11 protein-coding genes and 1 pseudogene are annotated in these 17,143 nt (G+C 59.1%); 4 read left to right on the top strand and 8 right to left on the bottom strand.

The features are described 5' to 3' along the window. Positions 1–61 precede the first annotated feature (61 nt). Both mmsB and LOY55_RS03380 read right to left on the bottom strand, forming a co-directional pair. Entirely contained in the window at positions 62–949 is an 888-nt protein-coding gene (gene mmsB / locus LOY55_RS03385; protein ID WP_223522671.1) for a 3-hydroxyisobutyrate dehydrogenase, read from the bottom strand. A 10-nt stretch (positions 950–959) separates the two neighbouring features. Then, the gene (locus LOY55_RS03380; RefSeq protein WP_046031846.1) at positions 960–2,486 is read right to left on the bottom strand and encodes a CoA-acylating methylmalonate-semialdehyde dehydrogenase; all 1,527 of its coding nucleotides are present in this window, start codon (positions 2,484–2,486) and stop codon (positions 960–962) included. Positions 2,487–2,636: 150 nt separating this feature from the next. On the opposite strand from LOY55_RS03380, the gene LOY55_RS03375 reads away from it, so the two are divergent. The 4 genes and pseudogenes from LOY55_RS03375 to LOY55_RS03360 form a co-directional block, all read left to right on the top strand. Then, a complete protein-coding gene (locus tag LOY55_RS03375; protein ID WP_046031845.1) occupies positions 2,637–3,584 on the top strand; it encodes a LysR family transcriptional regulator in 948 nt (315 codons plus the stop codon). A 390-nt stretch (positions 3,585–3,974) separates the two neighbouring features. After that, positions 3,975–4,265: a hypothetical protein gene (locus LOY55_RS03370; RefSeq protein WP_109787503.1), complete on the top strand. Its 291-nt coding sequence runs from the start codon at positions 3,975–3,977 to the stop codon at positions 4,263–4,265. A 560-nt stretch (positions 4,266–4,825) separates the two neighbouring features. After that, on the top strand, positions 4,826–5,080 hold the full coding sequence (locus LOY55_RS03365) for a hypothetical protein (protein ID WP_077430930.1): 255 nt from the start codon (positions 4,826–4,828) through the stop codon (positions 5,078–5,080). A gap of 166 nt (positions 5,081–5,246) precedes the next feature. After that, positions 5,247–5,354 (top strand): annotated as a pseudogene (locus tag LOY55_RS03360) (LysR family transcriptional regulator); the annotation flags it as partial. Here the strand turns inward: LOY55_RS03360 and LOY55_RS03355 are convergent. The 6 genes from LOY55_RS03355 to recC form a co-directional block, all read right to left on the bottom strand. Then, positions 5,351–5,845, bottom strand: a complete 495-nt coding sequence (locus LOY55_RS03355) for an OmpA family protein (protein WP_223522707.1) — start codon at positions 5,843–5,845, stop codon at positions 5,351–5,353. The pseudogene LOY55_RS03360 and the gene LOY55_RS03355 sit on opposite strands and share 4 nt — an antisense overlap. A gap of 13 nt (positions 5,846–5,858) precedes the next feature. Next, positions 5,859–7,127 (bottom strand): diguanylate cyclase domain-containing protein, encoded by a 1,269-nt coding sequence (locus LOY55_RS03350; RefSeq protein ID WP_223522670.1) that lies wholly within the window; start codon positions 7,125–7,127, stop codon positions 5,859–5,861. Continuing rightward, entirely contained in the window at positions 7,124–7,699 is a 576-nt protein-coding gene (locus LOY55_RS03345; RefSeq protein WP_046031840.1) for a YfiR family protein, read from the bottom strand. Before LOY55_RS03345 ends, LOY55_RS03350 begins: the two co-directional genes overlap by 4 nt. 118 nt (positions 7,700–7,817) lie before the next feature. Then, positions 7,818–9,926, bottom strand: a complete 2,109-nt coding sequence (recD, locus tag LOY55_RS03340) for an exodeoxyribonuclease V subunit alpha (RefSeq protein ID WP_223522669.1) — start codon at positions 9,924–9,926, stop codon at positions 7,818–7,820. Then, the gene (gene recB, locus LOY55_RS03335) at positions 9,923–13,615 is read right to left on the bottom strand and encodes an exodeoxyribonuclease V subunit beta (protein ID WP_223522668.1); all 3,693 of its coding nucleotides are present in this window, start codon (positions 13,613–13,615) and stop codon (positions 9,923–9,925) included. The genes recD and recB overlap by 4 nt, the downstream gene beginning before the upstream one ends. After that, positions 13,615–17,064 (bottom strand): exodeoxyribonuclease V subunit gamma, encoded by a 3,450-nt coding sequence (gene recC / locus LOY55_RS03330; RefSeq protein ID WP_223522667.1) that lies wholly within the window; start codon positions 17,062–17,064, stop codon positions 13,615–13,617. Before recC ends, recB begins: the two co-directional genes overlap by 1 nt. Positions 17,065–17,143: the final 79 nt, after the last annotated feature.

Below are 17,143 nucleotides of genomic sequence, written 5' to 3'. Positions count from 1 at the left end.
ACCGGGGGATCACCCGACGTGATCTCCCGGTCAATGAGGGCATGCAGTACCTGTTAAGCGATTATTGCGGCTTGCGATAGCTGTTGATGATCGCCGAGAAGTCTTTACCACCTTCCCCGCGCTGACTCATCGCCTGATACAACTGCTGGGCCACTGCGCCGAGCACCACCGGTTGATGCGCCTGACGGGCCGCTTCCGTGGCCAGTCCCAAATCCTTGAGCATCAGTTCGGCACCGAAGCCACCGGTATAACCGCGCGAGGCCGGCGCTGTTTCAACGATGCCCGGCCACGGGTTGTACATTTCCGAGCTCCAGCAACGCCCGGTCGAGCTGTTGATGATCCCGGCCAGGACGGTCGTGTCGATCCCCAGTGCATCACCCAGCGCCATGGCTTCGCTGACGCCGACCATGGAAATCGCCAGCAGCAGGTTGTTGCAGATCTTGGCGATTTGCCCGGTGCCGACTTCACCGCAATGGACGATGTTGCGGCCCATCTGCGCCAACACCGGTTGCAGGGTGGCGAACAGTTCCGGGGTGGCGCCGACCATAAACGTCAGCGTGCCGGCCGCCGCACCGCCGGTGCCGCCAGAGACGGGCGCATCGGCCATGGCCACGCCTTGCTTGGCTGCGGCGGCGGCCACATTACGCGCGGTCTGTGGATCAATGGTGCTGCAATCCACGGCCGGTACGCCTTGGCCGATACCGGCGAGAACGCCGTCTTCACCCAGCCACACACTGCGAACATGCACAGCGGCGGGCAGCATGGTGATCACCAGTTCTGCACCTTGTGCCGCTTCACGCGCCGAAGCGCTGATGCTGCCGCCCAACTGCTCAAGTTCAGCCAGCACGGTTTTGTTCAGGTCGACCAGGCGCAGCGCGTGGCCGGCCTTGATCAGGTTGCGCGCCATCGGGGCGCCCATGTTGCCGAGACCGATAAAAGCGATTTTCATGTCCGGCTCCTTAACGCAAGTTGATGGTGGTGTTCACACCGTCGTTGACGCTGTCGTCATCGAACCAGCGGCTGGTGACGGTCTTGGTCTGAGTGTAGAACTGCACCACTTGCTTGCCATACGGGCCGAGGTCGCCGAGTTTGGAGCCGCGCGAACCGGTAAAGCTGAAGAACGGGACCGGCACCGGAATCGGGATGTTGATGCCGACCTGGCCGACGTCGATTTCGTTCTGGAATTTACGCGCCGCCGCACCGCTCTGGGTGAACAGGCCCGTGCCGTTGCCGAACGGGTTGGCGTTGACCAGCGCAATGGCTTCGTCGAGCGTATTCACTTCCAGTACGACCAGCACCGGGCCGAAGATTTCCTGGGTGTAGATCTGCATGTCGGTGGTCACGCCGGAGAACAAGGTTGGGCCGACAAAGTTGCCCTTTTCGTAACCCGGTACCGTGATCTCGCGACCGTCCAGCTCCAGCTTGGCGCCTTCCTTGATGCCGCTTTCGATCAGATCGAGAATCCGCGCCTTGGCTTTTTTCGAAATAACCGGCCCCACGTCGGTGCCCGGCTCGCTGCCCGCATTCACAGTCAGCTTCTGCGCCAGCGCTTTCAGATCCGGCAGCCATTGCTTGGCCGCGCCCACCAACACCACCACGGAGGTGGCCATGCAACGTTGACCGGCGGCACCGAAACCGGCGCCGACCAGTGCATTCAGCGCTTGCTCGCGATTGGCGTCCGGCAGCACCACGGCGTGGTTCTTCGCGCCCATCATCGATTGCACGCGTTTGCCGTGTTTGCCGGCCAGGTCGTAGACGTGCGTACCGACGGCGGTCGAACCGACGAAGGACACAGCCTTGATGTCTTTGTGCGTGCAGAGCGCGTCCACCACGTCCTTGCCGCCATGCACGACGTTAAGCACGCCCGCCGGAACGCCAGCCTCGATAGCCAGTTCCACCAGGAGCATGGTCGACATCGGGTCCTGTTCGGACGGTTTGAGCACGAAGGTGTTGCCGCAGGCGATGGCCATCGGGAACATCCACAACGGAATCATCGCCGGGAAGTTGAACGGGGTGATGCCGGCGCAGACACCGATGGGTTGACGCAGGGTGTAGGTGTCGACACCGCCGGCCACGTTCTCGGCAAATTCGCCCATCTGAAGGCTGCCGATGGAGCAGGCGTGCTCGACCACTTCCAGGCCGCGGAAAATGTCGCCTTCAGCGTCGGCGATGGTTTTGCCCTGCTCGGCACTGAGGACCACGGCGATACGCTTGGAGTGTTCGCGAATCAACGCCTGGAGCTTGAGCATGATGCGCATCCGCGCGCCGATCGGGGTCAGTTTCCAGGTCTGGAAAGCACGATGGGCGGCGCTGATGGCGGCATCGACTTCTTCGGTGGTTGCAAACGGAACCTTGGCCAGCACTTGCTGGGTCGCTGGGTTGACGATGTCGTGCCACTCGGTGGACTTCGATTCGACCCACTGGCCGTCGATCAACAGCTTGACCTTCTGCACGGTGGTTTCGTTAGGCGTGAGCGATGCGTTCATGTGGGTCTCCGGATGCTTGTTTTTATCTTGGGAGCCAAGGCGAGTAAGTCGCCTTGAGATGAGGCGTGTGCCGCGAATTGGTTGTGGAGCTGTTTTTGGAGTATAGATGTGCAAACTTCTAATAAGAACGCACATAAAAGCCGGTCCATCATGCAAAAAAACATCACCTCGCTAGGCTCGCTGAACTGGGACGACCTGAAGTTTTTCCTCGAAGTCGCCCGCACCCGCAAGGCCAGCACCGCGGCCAAGCGCCTAGCGGTGGACTACACCACCGTGTCGCGACGGATCAGTTCGCTGGAAGCTTCATTGGGGACGTTGCTGTTCGAGAAATCCCGGACCAGCGGTTTTGTCCTGACCGCAGAAGGTCAGCGATTGCTGGGTTACGCCGAGTCGATCGAAAGCACGCTGCACATGGCCTGCGAGCAGGTTTCAGGATCGGGAGTCGCGCTTTCCGGGCACGTACGCATGGGCTGCACGGAAGGGTTCGGCAGCTTTTTCATCACCCCGCAACTGAGCCATTTCGTCGACGCCTACCCGGCCATCTCCGTCGACATCCTGCCGCTGCCACACTTCATCAGCCTGTCCAAGCGCGAAGCGGACATCGTCATCGCCCTGGAGCGCCCGGAACACGGGCCATATGTCTGCTGCAAACTCTGCGACTACCGGTTGCAGCTGTACGCAACCCAGGAGTATCTCGACAAACATCCACCGATCCGCCGCCCGGCAGACCTGGGCAAGCATTCATTCATTAGTTATGTCGACGATTTGGCGTTCAGCTCGGAGCTGTTGTACCTGGCAAACGTACTGCCCGGCGCCAGCGCCAATCTGCGCAGCACCAGCGTGATCGCGCAATTCGTGGCGGCGCAGCAGGGACGCTCGCTGGCCATCCTGCCGTGCTTCCTGGCGGCGCAGGACTCACGATTACTGCCGGTGTTGCCGCAAGAGATCAACATTACGCGGCAGTTCTGGATGTACTGCCGCGAGGACCTGAGGAAGCTCAAGCGGATTACCCTGTTGTGGGATTACATCCGCGCTGTAACCGAGCAGAACCAAGGGTTGTTGATGGGGGAAAGTCGGGAAATGTTGTTCGCCGACTGAGGATTTTCAAGGAATCAGGTATCGAAATCGTCACGAGGCCAGCAGTCCTTTACCAATGCTTTGTAACAGCGGTTGATACGCAACTTGTAACACCGCTGACGACAGATCGGTACGTCCGGAGAGAGGCATGGCTACCACGTAAAATCTGACTCAAGAAACGCTATACGCAAATCCAGATGAAAGGTCATGGATTGTCATGAAGTGCTAAAGCGCTGTCGCCAAATGAAAGGCTGGAACTCCCCTCGCCTATAAACTCCTCATACGTTCTACGCGGCAAGCCCAGCTATTTACCGGCTCGCTCCATAACCGTGCTTTATGAGGCTGGAGCATGGCTGTGAGATGAACTCCTATCTTTAAGCCATATTTAAAGTGCGTCCAAGGAGAAAAATCATGAAAGACATGGTTATCAGAACGCTCGATTTCCTTTCGAGTCTGTTGGTCGTCCTGGCCCTAATTGTGGGTGCGTTTTCCACGTTTTCCGGACAGGGACCTTATGGTGTTCTGATTGGTGTAGGTATTTTCATTGGCGCCTGCTTTACGTGCGGGTTCTGGATGGCCTTGTCCAAGATCATTGAGAATCAAGAGCGAATGATAGTTATCAATAAACGCTTGCTCCAATCCATCGATAATCTCGACGAAAATTTATCCTCCTCAACGACTAAAACGCTTTCGAGCCGTTAGTTCGGAGCTGGCCCGGCGAAGTCTGCCGCAGCTGACTCGTAAGAGACATCGGGCTTGAGAGGGGAGTGGCGATCTTCTTCACGCTTTTCGTGCAAGTGAGATATAGACCCCTGCCCACAGGACATGCCTACGTTGTGCGTTACTTGAATGTACTCCAGCGAGTTTTTCTCACGCAAACTCTTCGGAGTGATGCCGTTGAGCCACCCCCCATAAAAAGGAAGACTGTATGAGAAAGACGTTGTTTTTGGTAATTGTGGCTACAGCAGTAGCACTTTCCGGAAATGTATATGCTCGTGGCAGTAGTTATGGCGGGCAATCTTCGTACAAATCTAGTTACTCCTATGGAAGTCGCTCTGATCATACCGTCAGTGGATATACGCGAAGTAATGGAACGTATGTCCAACCCTCCCATGCTACAAATCCAGACTCCACTAGAAACAACAACTACAGCACTAGAGGGAATATGAATCCGTACACCGGAAAATACGGCACTAAACCTCGTGATAGCAGGTAGTTATGGAGTTGCTTTACTGGTTTGACAATTCACAGCGAGGTTGACGATGAAAACGTTGTATGCAATGGCGCTGCTTGTATCGATGCTAAATAGCACAATTGCATCTGCAGATACGTTTGACGACTACGAATGCACGGATGACTGCTCAGGGCATCAAGCGGGGTATGACTGGGCCGAAGAAAAGGGGATTGTTGATGAGGATTCCTGTAGCACACCGTCTCAATCATTCAACGAAGGATGTCAGTCGTTCGTTCAAGGTGGCAGTGGGACTATCTCATCGGATGACGATGACGATGAATGAGCTATCTAATGGCTGCTTGGGCAGAGGGCACTACTGAAAGTAGCGCCAACTCCTATAAGACAGATAACTCGTCCAATTTTTTCAGACCAAAAACGACACTACCTGCGTAAAGTGGAGGCGCCTCCGATTTTTAATATTATTTCCCCGGACGATACTATTCCCATGGCGCAAGTTGAAGCGGATTACCCTGTTGTGGGATTACATCCGTTCGGTCACTGAGCAGAACCAAGGGCTGTTGATGGGGGAAAGTCGGGAAATGTTGTTCGCCGACTAGTCGGCGCTCACCACGATCGACACTCGGCGGTTCTCGGTGCGGCCTGTTGTGCTGTCGTTAGACGCCACCGGTTCGCTGCTGCCGAAACCGCGCAACTGGATGTTCTGTTCTTGCATGCCGACGGTGGTCAGCACCTTGCCGACACTTTTCGCCCGGCGCAGGGAAAGCTTTTCGTTATAGGCCTCTTTGCCTGACGCATCGGTGTGGCCATCGACCCGCACGCGCTCAATGCCAACACCCAACAACGCCTTGCCAATGCGTTCGACGATTTCGGTACTGGCAGGGTTCAGGCTGTCGTCGTCACTGCCGAACAGGACTTTGCCGGACAGACCAAATGCCCAGCCTTCCTCGGTCAGTTCAAAACCTTGCTGTTTCAGCACGGCAATTTGCGCCGGCGTCAGGCCCTTTTGCGGGGCCGTCTGGCAGCCGGTCAATGCCAGCAAGGCCATGAACACAGTCATCGCGAAAAATCGCAGGGAACGCGGGGTCATCGATAACAAGAAGTCAGCTCCTGGTTTGATCATCGGCGACAGGATGCTCCGACCCTGCCGTGTGTTGCGCGCCACGAGAGACGCGCTTGGCTTGGTACATGGCCGCGTCGGCGGCGTGGAGCAGAGCGCCCGGTGTGAGGCCATGATCCGGGAAGACGGCGATGCCGATACTGAGCGAGGTCAGCACTTGGGTATTGCCCGGCAACGGGATCGGCAGTTCCATGCTGGCGAGAATCTTGTCGGCAATCCGTTCGGCGTCTTCGGTCTTGTGCAGCGGCGACAGCAGCACGGCAAACTCATCGCCACCCAGCCGCGCCACCAGGTCATCTTCACGAAGTTGTGCACGCACGCGAGTCGCTACCGCCGTCAATACCGCATCACCGGCCGCATGACCGAAGTTGTCGTTGATCTGTTTGAACCGGTCGCTGTCGAGAAACAGCACCGCCACCCGCTCGTTGAGTTTGTTGGCGTTGCGCAACGCACGAATCAGGCGGCCTTCGAAAAAGGCCCGATTGGGCAATCCGGTGAGGCTGTCATGGTTGGCCTGGTGCGCCAGGGTTTCGTTCTCGTTTTGCAGGTGGGTCTGCCAGGATTCCAACTCGTCGAGCAAGGCATTGAAGTCGTTGCCCAGATTGTCCAGTTCGGCGATGGCGGCGGGCGGTACACGACGGTCGAATGCACGCTCGCTGCGGGCGGCGTGAGCAACGGCGGCGAGGCTTCGCAGCGGACCGGTAATCCCGCGAAGTTGCCGCCGCGCCAGATACAGTGCCACCCAGGCACTGATCGCCGTACACAGGACAATGCCCACCAGACCACTGAGCAGAAAGCGCATCAGACTGTAGCCATGCCCTATGAGCTGGATGCTGCCGATTTCGCGGCCTTGATGAACAATCGGCATACCGATGGGCTTTTCCAGAATGATCTTGCCAATCTGTGATTCGAGGTCGGAGAGCAATCCGCTTTCCGAACGCTGCCAGCGCGCCAGCAACTGCCCTTTTGCGTCAAGCACCTGGGCATCGGCGACTTCCTCGGTGGATGCGATCATCGCCAGCGCTTCCGTCGCGGCGGCTTTGTCGTTGAACACCACGGCGGCTTCAACGGTGTAATTGATCGAACGCGCAATGAGGTGCAGGTTGTGGTCGGCATAGACCCGCAACGCCAAGACGCCCAGCAGGGTCAGCGACACACTGGCCATGGCCACACCGACCAGCGCGACGACCAGATGCCCGCGACCGATGACCGAACGCAAGGTTGGGCGAGTATCGGGTTTGAACAGGCTCATGGTGCTACCGACTTGCGGCGCGACAGCTGCAACACACTGGGGTGAATGCGCACGCCACTGCGGGCGACGGAGTCGAGATTGACCTCGAAGGACACTTGATCATCGCTGACCCGCAGGCAAAACAGACTGCCGACGGTGCATTGATCGTCACTTTCGCTGATGCTCAGCACCGGATGCCCGATCAACGAGGCGAACAGCCGAGTGCGCTCATCAGCGATCAGTTTGCCGATGTACACCGCATCGCACTCCCCGACAATCGACGGATTGTCGGCCAGCAGGCGTTGCACGGTGACGGATCGGCCAGTGGCCTGGGTCGTGCCTTTGACCAGATCGTCGGTGTATTCAGTGGGGCCGACCACGCACAAACGCAGTTGCGCAGGTTCGACGGGCCAGCGGGCGTAACTGAGAATGCCGAGCACCACTTGAGTGACCGATTGGGCACGCTGGTCAGCCATGCTCGCCGGCGTTTGCGACTGCGCAAAAACGGCGCCGGACAGCCAGCAGAGTAGGCCAGCGAGCAACACTTGCTTGCCGCCAATGACGCGTCCTGTCGTCCAGGCAGCCACCTTCATGCAGTGATTCTCTTCGATCATAGCGAAATAATGTCGCACGATAGCATAGCGATGAAACACCCGCGAGGCCGCGTACTACGGTGCTTTGGACGGTTTTTTGGCGCCGGGAACTCGCGCCTCAATCGCTCGGTGTACCCCCTTCTTCCAGCTCCAGCATCAACCCGCTCAAGCGCTTGACCTTGCGTCGAACAGCCTCTTCAAATACGCCGGCGCGAGGCTCGATCAAGGTGAACCAGTGCTTGGCCCGGGTAATCCCGGTGTAGATCAGCTCCTTGGTGAGCACCGGGTTCAGGGCGTCCGGCAGAATCAGCGCAGTGTGGGCAAATTCCGAGCCCTGGGATTTGTGCACGGTCATGGCGTAGACAGTTTCGACATCATTGAGCCGGCTCGGCAGAACAAACCGCACGCCGCCCTGACCATCATTTCGCGGAAACGCTACACGCAGAACCTGTTTCCCCGCCTCAGGCCCGTCACGCTCCGGCAGTTTGAGGGCGATGCCGATGTCACCGTTCATCAACCCCAAGCCATAGTCATTACGGGTCATCAACACCGGTCGCCCTTCGTACCACTGCTGATCACTGTCGATCAGCCCGGCCTTGAGCAACGCGGCGGTCACTCGCTGATTCAAACCTTCCACGCCCCATGGGCCTTTGCGCACGGCACACAGCAACTGGAATGCATCGAAGGCTTGCAACACCTCACGCGCCCACTCGGTCCAGCGCGGATCGTCGAGCGTGCTGTCGAGCGCTGGCCGCTGATTGAGAAGAAGGCTCAAGTAGTGGCGATAACCTTGTGGTCCGTCGCCATGTCCTTCGAGCAACAAACGCTCCAACGCCCGATCGTGCTCCCCTTTGAGCGAGAGGGAAAACACGTCGTCGTGGCTTCGAGCCGTCAGTAATGTGCGGGCTTGTTCGGGTTGTTGCTGATTGACCCAGCGCGCCAGTTGCCCAATGCCGCTGCCCTCGCCGAACCGGCGCGAGTGGCGCAGCATCACGACTTGCTGGGCCAATGGATGAGTGCCTTGGGTGTCGGCCTGCAAACCACTGGTGTCCAGGTTTTCGCCACTGACCGCTTCCAGCCATTGGCGTGTCTGCGGGCTGTACCAACCGGCCTCGGCATCCCGGCACAAATCGCCCAGCACCGCACCGGCCTCCACCGATGCCAGTTGATCCTTGTCCCCCAACAACACCAGCCGCGCGTGAGCCGGCATCGCATCCAGCAGGTTGGCCATCATTTCCAGGTCGATCATCGACGCTTCGTCCACCACCAGCACATCCAGTGGCAAGCGATTACCGGCATGGTGGCGGAAGTGTCGCGTGCCGGGTCGACTGCCCAGCAAACGGTGCACCGTGGTGACCTCAGACGGGATCTGGCCGCGAACCGATTCGACGACTTCCAGGGTACGAACCTGTTGGCTGATGGACTCCGTCAGTCGGGCCGCCGCTTTGCCGGTGGGTGCCGCCAGGCGGATGCGCAGCGGTTTGCCAGCCTCCACGGCGGGCGCCTGGAGCAACGCCAGCAAACGCACCACGGTGGTGGTCTTGCCGGTTCCCGGGCCGCCGGTGACGATACTGAACGCACTGCGCGTCGCCAGGGCGCAAGCGAGTTTCTGCCAGTCGATCACGTCACCGGTTTTGGCTGAGCCGAACAAACCGGTCAGGCGCAGGGGCAAATCATTCGGCGTTGTTTCCTGTTCAGCCAGGCGCAGGCGCAGGGCATCGTCGATGCGTCGTTCGTAAGTCCAGTAGCGGCGCAGGTACAGACGCTTGCCCGATAAAACCAAGGGCCGCGATTGCGCCGCTTCACGACTGTCAGCCGCCAGGGCCACCAGCGGGCTGGAGGCCAGAACCTTGCACCAATGGGCACCGTCCAGCGCTTCAAGCAATTGCGACGGCAACACCATCGCGCCACCGTGTAGATCACCTTCAGGGGGCAGCGACAGGGCGAAATCCGGTTCTTTCAATGTTTCGAACACATCCAGGCACACATGACCGTGGCCCAGTTGGTGACTGGTCAGGGCGGCAGCGAGCAGCACCAATGGATCATCGTCGGGAGCGAGTTCATGAAGGAAGGCGACGAAGGCCTTGTCCAACGCTCGCAACCAGCCCCGTTCAACCCAGCGCGTCAGCAACAGCAACAGGTCATCGGCACGACTCAACGGCGCCAGGTCCGCCAGGCTTTCGGCCGCCAAGGGTGTGGGCAGCAAATCGGCGAAGGTACGGGTCATAGCAGTACTCCCTGTTCCCAGGCGGGTTCGGCGGCCTTGGGTTCTGGCTTGCCCTGGAACATTCGGTCCAGTTGCTCGATCAGTGCTTTGGGTGGACGGGCGAAATACACGCCTTGGCTGGCGGCACGCGTGCCACGCAAGAACAGATAGAGCGCCCCGCCAACATGCCGATCGTAGTCATAGTCGACAAGACGTGCCTTGAGTTGCCGGTGCAAGGCCAACAGGTACAACACGTATTGCAGGTCATAGCGGTTATCGAGAATCGACTGCTCCATGGCCTGTTCGGTATAGGCCGCGTCATCAACGCCCAGCCAGTTGGACTTGTAGTCGGCGACGTAGTAGCGCCCCTCGTGCTCGAAGGTGAGGTCGATAAAGCCCTTGAACATGCCGTTGAGCGTGACCGGTTCGGCAGCCACTCGGGCGACGCCGTTGTGGGTGTGCTGACGCACCAATTCATCCAGTTTGAGCACGTCGACTTTATGGCTGGCGAACCAGAACTCCATCTCGACGCGGTACTGGGTCAATTGCTCGAAAATGACCGGTGCCTGCCCGTCGCCGAGGTGCAGCGGGGACTTGAGCAAATGTTGCAGCCAATCGCTCAGCGTGGTGATCCAGCCTTCCCAGCCACGGCGGTTGCAACGGCGGGCAATGGCGTCTTCGACGGCTTGCGGGGCAGCGGCAAAACCTTCGTCACCGGCCCATTCCAGCAAGCCATGGAGAAAGGTGCCGGGATTCGGGCCACGGGGGAATCGGTGGATATCACCGCCACCGGCCATCACTTCTCGTGGTGCTTGCGGATCGAGGCGTTCGTCGTCGAAGAGCTTTTGCGCCTGCGGGCTCTCCGGGGCTTCGTCACTGCCCACACTCAAACTGTCGCCAATGCGCAAGGCGCTGTAGGAGGCAATCCACCAGTTTTCACTGGCCTTGCGTTTGGGGATGCGCAGTGCGAGCAACGTCGCCTGGTTCTGCGGCGGATCGAAGAGCCCATCTGTGGCGTCGGGTACTTCAGCGTAAATCAGCGCCGGGCAATCCTGTTGCACGTCTTCCAGCCAGCGCTTCAAGCCTGCCGACTCGGCTAAAGGCAACCCACCTCCCAACAAGTAACCCAACGCTGACAGGTGCAGCACCGAGCTGTTGTTGTTGCCGCGTTTGAGATCCGTCACGCCGAGCCAGCACGCGTGTTGCGCGCGGGTCAGGGCGACATAAAGCAATCGCAGGTCCTCGGCCAGACGCTCGTCATCGGCCAGGGCAATCAATTCGGCAGTCGGCTTCAACGTCACTTGAGCCTTGCCGTCTGCGTCGTGGTAATGCAGCGGCAAACGGCTGCCATCCACCGGTTTCGCCGAACAAATGAAGGGCAGAAACACCAAGGGATACTCAAGGCCCTTGGACTTGTGGATGGTCACGACCTTGACCAATTGCTCGTCGCTCTCCAGTCGCAGGATTTGCTCTTCACCGGCCTGGCCGGACAACGCCAGATGCTCGGACAAATGACGAATCAGCGCTTGCTCGCCATCGAGCTCGGCCGCTGCCTGCTGCAGCAATTCGAACAGGTGCAGCAGGTTGGTCAGTACTCGCTCCCCATCGCTGCGCGCGATCAATGCCTGGGGTAACTGGAAGTCATGCAGCAGGCGTCGCAGCATCGGCAGCACACCTTGCTTGCGCCAGAGTTCGCGATACCCACGAAACTGCATGACCCGGGCTTCCCAGGCCAGTTCGTCCTGATTCAATCGCTCCAGTTCGGCCAGCGACAGATCCAGCGTGATGCAGGCCAGCGCGGCTCGCAGTGGCCGCTCGGCATCGGGCTCCGCACAGGCCTTGAGCCAGGTCAGCACATCGTGAGCTTCTTGTGCGGCGAATACCGAGTCCTTGTCCGACAGATAGACGCTGCGCACACCGCGCGCCGACAGTTCGCTGCGAACGGCTTGAGCTTCCTTGCCATCGCGCACGAGGATTGCGATGTCCGCTGGCAGCAGGCCTCTGAAGTCCTTGCCGTCCTCGGTGAAACCCGCTCGCCCTTGTTGTCCTGCGTTGAGCAATGCAGTGATTTCACTGGCGCACGCAGCGGCCAGTTTCTGCCGGTACACAGCACCCGACAGTGGCTGATCTGCGGATAGATGCCAGATGTTCAGGGCCGGGACCACCTGGCCTTCCACGTGCAGAACCTCGTCGCGCCCCTGGGATTGAACGGGCTGGAACGGCACAGGATTTTCGCCGTTTTTTTCCCGAAACAGAAACGCGCCGCGCCCCAGTTCACGAGACTCGGCACGCTCGAACACATGGTTCACCGCGCTGACCATGCCATGGCTGGAGCGGAAGTTGGTGCCCAGTGTATGCAGTCGACCGGTGGTGGCCTGACGGGCGCGCAGGTAGGTGTAGATGTCGGCGCCACGGAACGCATAGATCGCCTGCTTCGGATCGCCGATCAGGAACAGACCACTCTCTGGATTGTTGTCTTCGATGCGATAGATGCTTTCGAAGATCCGGTATTGCACCGGGTCGGTGTCCTGAAACTCGTCGATCAATGCAACAGGGAACTGCTCGCGAATCAAGGTGGCCAGGCGCTCGCCGCCCTCGGACTGCAAGGCCGCATCCAGGCGCAGCAGCATGTCATCGAAACCCATCTCTGCGCGGCGACGCTTTTCTTCCTCGAAACGTGCTCCGACCCAGTGAGCGGCATGCTGCAAAACGGCAGCATCGGGGGTTGGCAGTTCGTCAAGGTTGGCCTTGAGGCCGGCCATCGCGTCCAATCCTGGATGGCGAGGCGCTTCGCCCTTCCAGGCTTCGTCCATGCCATCAGGTGTCAGGCGAGTGAAGCCGGTGCTGATATCCAGTTGCTCAAGGGATTCATCTTCGGCCCAGGCTTTGATTTTTTCGAACCAGGGTTCGAAATAGCGCGCCTGCATCTTTCGACCGTCGACGCTCTTGCTCGCCACGCCCTGGTGACAAATGACAAGCAGCTCGTCCGCCCATTGGCACCAAGGCTTCTTGAGTTCGAGCAAGGCGACTCGCCGCTCCTGCAAGCATTCGCTGATCAGCTCGGCAGGCTCTTTATCCTCAACTCGGTCACGCTCACTGGCAAACAACCCTCGCACCCGCGGCAGCAACGCCGCCGGACCGCCCCAATTGCTACGCACCCAATTCAACGCATCGCCTTGCATCGGGTAACAAAACAAGCGCCAGTAATCGCGCAGGACTTCGCCCAGCAAATCGCTGTGATCGGTTTCCAGGGTCTGGGTAAACAGGCTGCCGCTGTCGAACGCATGTTCGCGCAGCATGCGCTGACACCAGCTGTGAATGGTCGAGACGGCAGCCTCATCCATCCATTGCGCGGCGATGTCCAGACGGTTTGCGCAGCCGGACCATTGTTCGGGCAGGTACTGCTCACGCAAATCAGAAATGAGGCTATCCGGCGCCTTCGTCTCATCGCGGAAAAACCGCGCGGCCTCGGCCAGGCGAGTGCGGATACGTTCACGCAACTCTTTGGTGGCGGCATCAGTGAATGTCACAACAAGGATTTGCGGCGGTAACAATTCACGCCCGAAACCGCTCGCCTCACCACCGTGGCCAAGGACGAGGCGCAGATAAAGCGCGGAAATGGTGAAGGTCTTGCCGGTCCCGGCGCTGGCTTCGATCAGTTGGCTGCCGCGCAGTGGGAATGCCAGCGCCAGTGGTGTTTTTGTGGTCATCAACGAGCCTCCTCGCTGGTCAATGAACGCCAGGGGGCTTCAAGCATCGGTTTGTACAAGGCGTTGCACCAGTCGGGGAACGTTTCGTCAGCAATCAGCGCATCGAAGTCAGCAAACTGCCGGGTGAGTGCAGGGGTTTCACGGCGTTCACCGTCAGTGGACTGGCCATCGCCTTCATAGGCTTTACGTGCAGCGGCGTCGGCTTTCAGCGGATCGGTCTGGCCAAGCCAGGCGAAAGCTGTTTTGACTGCAATTGGCAGTGGCTGACGCATACCCGCACGCCAGGCTTGCAGGAGGTGTCCCAGCGTTTGAAGTGCTGCGCCCTTCTCCAGCGGTTCCAGCAGCAGGCTGTCGTCGCTGGCGACCAGTGCGGTAGATATCGGTATGCCGCTGGCGCAGGCCACCAGATGATTGACCCAAGGCCGCGTCAAGCGGTGCCATTTACGGTTCTTGACTGAGCCAATGCTGTTGGGGATGGTCGTGACCGAGAGCAATCCGCCGTCTGCTCGTTGATGCAGACCACTGAGCCAACCTTCCAGACGCAGTCCTTCCAACTCAAGCGCCACCGGCAGAGCACTGGCAAGCGGTGTCGGCCATAGCGCCAGGAGCTGTTGATAGCGTTGCAGCAGATTCGGCAGCGGTTCGATCAATTCACGCTGCAGACATTCGCCGAAACCAGCCATGGGCAGTAGTCCGCTGTTTTGCAAGCGTTTTGCCTGATCTTCAAGTGCCTGATCGGCTTGATCAATTTTCCCCAAAGCAGCAGCCAGCAAGCTGTCGCTGAGGCTATAGCGTTGCAGCGCATCGAGAACGAAGGGTTCTTCATCGGCCAAGGGCACTTCAGCCGCCTCGAAGAACACCTTGAGCCGCTGGCTGAAAAAATGTCGCACGGGATTGCGCAGGAAATCCTGCAATTGACCAAGGCTGAGTGGCTCCTCCTGCGCGTAGGCCTCCAACACTTCGGCACCGGCCGTTTGGTCAGTGACCTGATGAAGAACTTGCCACTCATTGGCGTAGCTGAACAGCGCGTCACCTTCATGAAAGTAGCGAGCGCTGAAGGGTTGCAAAGGGTGCTCCTGAGTCATGGCCTTCAGCAGGTTCTCGCCTTCATTGCGCAGTCGCCAGCCGCTGGCGAGATGGTCACGTAACTGGCCAATCAGGACTGAGGCCGGGCGCTCACTGTTGTCGCGAATGCTGCGGCCAACCCAGCTGATGTAGAGCTGATCGCGCGCCGACAGCAGCGCCTCCAGCAGAAGATAGCGGTCATCTTCGCGGCGGGATCGATCGCCAGGGCGGTAATCACTGCCCATGAGATCGAAATCCAGCGGCGGTTGCGCGCGGGGATAGTCCCCGTCATTCATGCCAAGCAGACAAACCCGTTTGAACGGGATCGCACGCATGGGCATCAAGGTACAGAAGTTGACGGCACCCGCCAGAAAACGCTGAGACAGACGGCCCTGATCCAGTCCCGCCAGCCAGGCTTCGCGAACGACGGTTAACGGCAATTCGTCGTGTAAACCTACGGAATCGCAGGTGTCGAGCCAGGTTTCACGCAGTTCTTCGAGCTGGGCCAGCAAGTAGTCGTCGTGCTCATTGCTTGCCTGGAAGAACAGCTGCACCAGTGCTTGCAAGCGCACGCCCCACTCTTTGGGCGGTGCAGGTTGAGCCAGTTCCTGGTGGGCGATTTCCAGCGCATCCAGCAGCGCCACCAACGGCCCAATGAGTGCGGCATCCAGGCCGCCAATTTCGTCATAAGGCTCGATGCCTTCGCATGCATTGGCGTTGCCCACGGCATAACCCAGCAGCATCCGGCGCAGGCCGAATCGCCAACTGTTTTGCTCCAGCGCTTCAGGCAATCCCAAACCCGCACGCTGTTCGGCATTCATTCCCCAGCGGATGCCAGCCCCTTCGATCCAGCGATGCAGCGTTGGCAGGTCACGCTCCACGACGCCAAAGCGGGCACGTAGCGCTGGAACGTCCAGCAAGTCGAGGATCTCGCTGACAGGGAAACGGCTATCGGGGAGCTTGAGCAGGTGTTCGACAGCAATCAGCAGCGGATCGCGGCCACGCTGGCCTTGGTCCGCGAGCGTGAACGGAATGAAGCGTGGATCCTGTCGGTCAAGTTGACCGAACACTGCTCGAATATGCGGTGCGTAACTGTCGATGTCCGGGACCATCACGATGATGTCGCGGGGCCTTAAGTCAGGGTCAGCGCTGAAGCGTGCCAGCAACTGATCATGGAGAATTTCTACTTCACGTTGAGCACTGTGTGCGATGTGAAAACGGATTGATTCGTCCTGCTCCAGATCGACGGCTGGCCAACACGCGCGCGTTTCGTTCAGGGGACGTAGTTCGAGAATATCGTCCTGCAATTGGTTGAGCATGTTCTGTGGCTGATTGTCGCTGAACAGGTCGATGCGCCCATCACGAAATGCCGAACTATAGCTATTGGGGTCGTCGTAACTGTCGAGAAGATTGATGTAGTCGCGCCCCTGTTTACCCCAGGCAGCCAACAGCGGATGGGCATGCTGGTGGAGCGTTTGCGGGTCGAGCACAACCGGCATTCCGCTCTTGCGGGCCTGGCGTTTGTATTGATGCCGCAGCAGGTCTTTATCGGCGACGATGTCGGCCCAATGGTGACGACATGGGTTATGTACGCACAGCAGAACCTGACTGAAACGGGCCAGCCCGGCGAGCGCTTCGAGGGCTTGAGCCGGTAGAGAGGAAATCCCGAAAACGATCACCCGCGAAGGCAATCCGCTGGGTGCGACGTCCAGGCTGTTGATGCGTTCGATAAACCGCTGATGAACACCGGCTCGGCTTTGCGCCATGCCTTCCTCACCCACATCCAGCAATAGCGCACGCCATAATTCCGCTTGCCAGCAGTTCGCCGGGGCCAGGGGTTTGGCTTCGCCTCTGCCGTTGCGTAGTTGGTGACGGCCTTCTGCCCAGTCTTCGAGCCAGTCGGCTCGATAGACCTGGTATTGGTCAAACAGATCCGCCAGTCGTTCAGACAACTGGTAGCGCTTGCGCAGATCAGTGTCGTGGGTCAGGAAGCGCTGCAGCGGCTCGAAGTGCGGTTGGTTGATCAGTTGCGGAAGTAGCCGCATCAGACGCCAGGTCAGTGGGGCTTTATCGAGCAACGATTTGACCGGGATTTCATCCCGTCCGAGGACCATGCGATAGAGTTGCCACATGAAGCTGCCGGGTAACTGCACGTCGATGGCGGCTGCAATACCACAGCCGCCCAGGTCATCCTCTTCCGGGTCTTCGGCCAGTGCCAACTTAAGCCATTGCGCAATGCCATTGCTCTGCACCAGGGCAATTTCATTTTCCAAGGGAGCCAGCGGATATCGCCGCATGACGCTGATCACCAGGCTGCGCAGTTCATTCAGGCTGTTGCTTTGAACCACCATAAAAGCAGCATTGAGGGACGTGGCGTCCGGCATAAAGGCTTCCTTGGGAAAATACAAACGCTAGGACCGAACCTTAGCATTGTCGGGAGACGGTGACAGCCGGGAGCTGTCC

The organism is Pseudomonas sp. B21-040, from assembly GCF_024748695.1.
Lineage (GTDB): Bacteria > Pseudomonadota > Gammaproteobacteria > Pseudomonadales > Pseudomonadaceae > Aquipseudomonas.
This window is presented reverse-complemented; position numbering and strand designations above follow the sequence as displayed.

Excerpts from the sequence above, each read along its gene's own strand:
- mmsB (WP_223522671.1), bottom strand. The coding sequence starts at position 949 with ATGAAAATCGCTTTTATCGGTCTCGGCAACATGGGCGCCCCGATGGCG.
- LOY55_RS03380 (WP_046031846.1), bottom strand. The coding sequence starts at position 2,486 with ATGAACGCATCGCTCACGCCTAACGAAACCACCGTGCAGAAGGTCAAG.
- LOY55_RS03375 (WP_046031845.1), top strand. The coding sequence starts at position 2,637 with ATGCAAAAAAACATCACCTCGCTAGGCTCGCTGAACTGGGACGACCTG.
- LOY55_RS03370 (WP_109787503.1), top strand. The coding sequence starts at position 3,975 with ATGAAAGACATGGTTATCAGAACGCTCGATTTCCTTTCGAGTCTGTTG.
- LOY55_RS03365 (WP_077430930.1), top strand. The coding sequence starts at position 4,826 with ATGAAAACGTTGTATGCAATGGCGCTGCTTGTATCGATGCTAAATAGC.
- LOY55_RS03355 (WP_223522707.1), bottom strand. The coding sequence starts at position 5,845 with ATGACCCCGCGTTCCCTGCGATTTTTCGCGATGACTGTGTTCATGGCC.
- LOY55_RS03350 (WP_223522670.1), bottom strand. The coding sequence starts at position 7,127 with ATGAGCCTGTTCAAACCCGATACTCGCCCAACCTTGCGTTCGGTCATC.
- LOY55_RS03345 (WP_046031840.1), bottom strand. The coding sequence starts at position 7,699 with ATGAAGGTGGCTGCCTGGACGACAGGACGCGTCATTGGCGGCAAGCAA.
- recD (WP_223522669.1), bottom strand. The coding sequence starts at position 9,926 with ATGACCCGTACCTTCGCCGATTTGCTGCCCACACCCTTGGCGGCCGAA.
- recB (WP_223522668.1), bottom strand. The coding sequence starts at position 13,615 with ATGACCACAAAAACACCACTGGCGCTGGCATTCCCACTGCGCGGCAGC.
- recC (WP_223522667.1), bottom strand. The coding sequence starts at position 17,064 with ATGCCGGACGCCACGTCCCTCAATGCTGCTTTTATGGTGGTTCAAAGC.